This is a genomic window from Halobacteriovorax sp. (assembly GCF_041587335.1).
GTDB lineage: Bacteria > Bdellovibrionota > Bacteriovoracia > Bacteriovoracales > Bacteriovoracaceae > Halobacteriovorax.
Genome location: NZ_JBFGYP010000234.1, coordinates 1 through 2,699 on the forward strand (window position 1 = coordinate 1; position 2,699 = coordinate 2,699).

At 35.1% G+C, this 2,699-nt stretch carries 1 protein-coding gene; it reads right to left on the reverse strand.

Going from position 1 to position 2,699, the window contains the following annotated elements; all coding sequences use genetic code 11:
- Nucleotides 1-454: 454 nt before the first annotated feature.
- Nucleotides 455-2,699 (reverse strand): phenylalanine--tRNA ligase subunit beta (pheT, locus tag ABX784_RS16755; protein ID WP_372656210.1); only part of this gene is annotated, 2,245 nt, incomplete at its 5' end.

The window sequence follows — 2,699 nt, forward strand, 5'->3', positions numbered from 1 at the left end:
GTGCTCTAAATCTTCCAAATAAATTTGGCTCTTGGCTTTTGGATTTTCCACGTTACTAACTTCAACTTTTTACAGCATCCAAGATTTAGTTACGCCAAGACTTTAATTAGCACTTATACTATTTTTGGGATCTTCTCATCTTGATAATCGGCCGAAGCGTCATATCTTTAACTATTATTCGAATTTTAAAGAGCTTCCCTTAAGAGTCAGACAAACCTTGTAAAGCATTGTGTGCTTCGTTTCTAAGTTTGTATGTCTTGGGAACAGAACGGATACTACGCATGTGCTACAAAAAGGTCAACCCTTTTTTTCACTTATTATCTTTTTTTTTTCATTTTTTTTTCAATAAAACAAAAAGTATTTCAATATGTTAGGAGTTTTTAAGTAAGATTAATGGATAATATAAGTCAGACATTAAAAAGGGCCGCAAAAGCGACCCTAGTTTTATGTAATTTTAAGACCTTAGCGAAAAGCCGGCTTTTTCGAGCTCTTCGACGATTTTTTTCGAAGATTGTGTAATAAATTCACCATCTAGGGTTTTTTCAGGGTCCATAAAGACAGATCTTAGGGTAATTGCCTTTTCTTTGGACTCTAAATTGAAAATATCCACGATTTTTGTACTCTGAAGTTCTTTAATTTTGAGCTTTTTAAGAGAATTTAGCACTTCTCCTACATTTGTATGTTCTTTTGCAACGATAGTGCAGTCAAAAGTAGACCCAGGGAACTTAGATAAAGGCCTGTACTTAACTTTGTCCTTTAAAGGACGTGCTTCTACTTGTGTTAAATCAACTACAGCAATGCTTAAATGACCTTTTATCTTATATTGCTTAAGAATAAGTGGGTGAATACTAGTCATTACACCTTTCATCTTACCCATTATACGTATGTTATAGAACTCAAATGGGTGTACTCCAACCCAGTCTTCACTAATGAGTTCATTCTTAAACTTAGGATGCTTTTCACTTATATCAAAAGGTATATTAGTAGAGTTTAAAAGACTTTTAGTCTTATTAACTAGACTCATGAAAGGTGTTTCCTCTTTAGAGTACATTGCAATGATTAACTCACTCTTCTCTTCAGCAAAGTTCTTCTTTCCTTTATGATACGTTCTACCTAGCTCAAAGAAAGAGAATTCATCAAAGTTCTTAACGTTAGTTGCAGTGATAGCAATTGCATTAGGAACTATAGAGTCTCTCATAATAGAATGGTCTTTAGAGATAGAATTTAAAAGGTCTAAACCAGAACGTGTAGGCCATGAACACTTATCTAAAAGCTTCTCTCCTACTAGTGGATATGAATTAACTTCAAAAGAGTTTGCATTGTACACCATGAAGTCTCTAATCTTTCTATGCAGCTCTTGTGCAGCAGTAAGCCTTACTGGCTCTATAGTAAGCCTAGGAGAGCTGGGAGTGATATTATCATACCCTATGATACGTCCTACTTCTTCTACGAGGTCTGCTTCACAATCTATGTCTTTAGTTGAACGATAACTAGGGATAGTAATAACTAGATCATTTGCATTTTGTTCAATACCAAAATCAAGTGCTTTAAAAATAGAAAGTATTCTTTCTTCACTAACCTCTAGACCAAGAACTGTTTGTATTTTTTTGAATGATGTATTTATTTTTAACGTTGCTATAGAGCTTAAGTCTTCACCGTCATACTCTAGCTTACCTACAACCTTCGCTTCAGGACAAAGTTCAAGAATTAACTCAAGAGTTCTAAGCATTGTTCTCTCACAAAGTTTAGAGTCTAAAGTCTTTTCATATCTCTGAGAAGAATCTGTTCTCAGTCCAAGTCTAGTAGATGTAGCTCTAACCATTGCCGCTTGCCAGTTTGCAACTTCGATAAATACTTTCTTAGTACTCTCCGTAACACCACTATTGAGTCCACCCATAAGGCCACCAATAACAAGAGTTTTTTCACTGTCACAAATAACAGTATCACCAGCAACTAATTTTCTCTTTTCTTCATCAAGAGTTGTAAACTCTTCTTCAGCAGATAAAGATTTTATTATTATCTTTTCATCTTTGATGAGATCTCTATCAAAAATATGAAGAGGCATTCCTAATTCAACCATTACATAATTAGAAATATCTACAATATTATTAATAGGTCTTAAACCTACAGCTAAAAGTCTTTTCTTCATCCAAGCAGGCGAGTCAGTCACTGTTATATTATCAACAGATAATCCAAAGTATGACTTACAAGCACTATCACCTTCTAGCTTAGGAGAGATAGGAGAAGCATCGTTTGTAAACTTAGCCTTTAAGTTACTTGCCCATTCTTCGTTATAAGGAACTTTTAACTCTTGTTCAAAGATCGCACCGAACTCACGTGCAAGTCCATAGTGACCCCATAGATCAGGTCTATGTGTAAGTGACTTATTATCTACATCTAAGAGAACATCTTTTGTTTCGTTGAAGTAATCAATCATATTCTGACCAATAGGTGCATCTTCAGGCAATTCTAAAATACCTGATGACTCCTCAGCAAAACCTAGCTCTTCTTCAGAGCAAAGCATTCCTTCTGAAAGAACTCCTCTAATTTTCTTAGGCTCTAACACCAAACCGTTAGGCAGAGAGACTCCTAATGGCGCATAAGGTGTTTTAAGTCCTACTCTCACATTGGCAGCACCACATACAACACGCTTATTCTCTTTATCACCATAATTGAAAGTGACTAAGTTAAGCTTATCA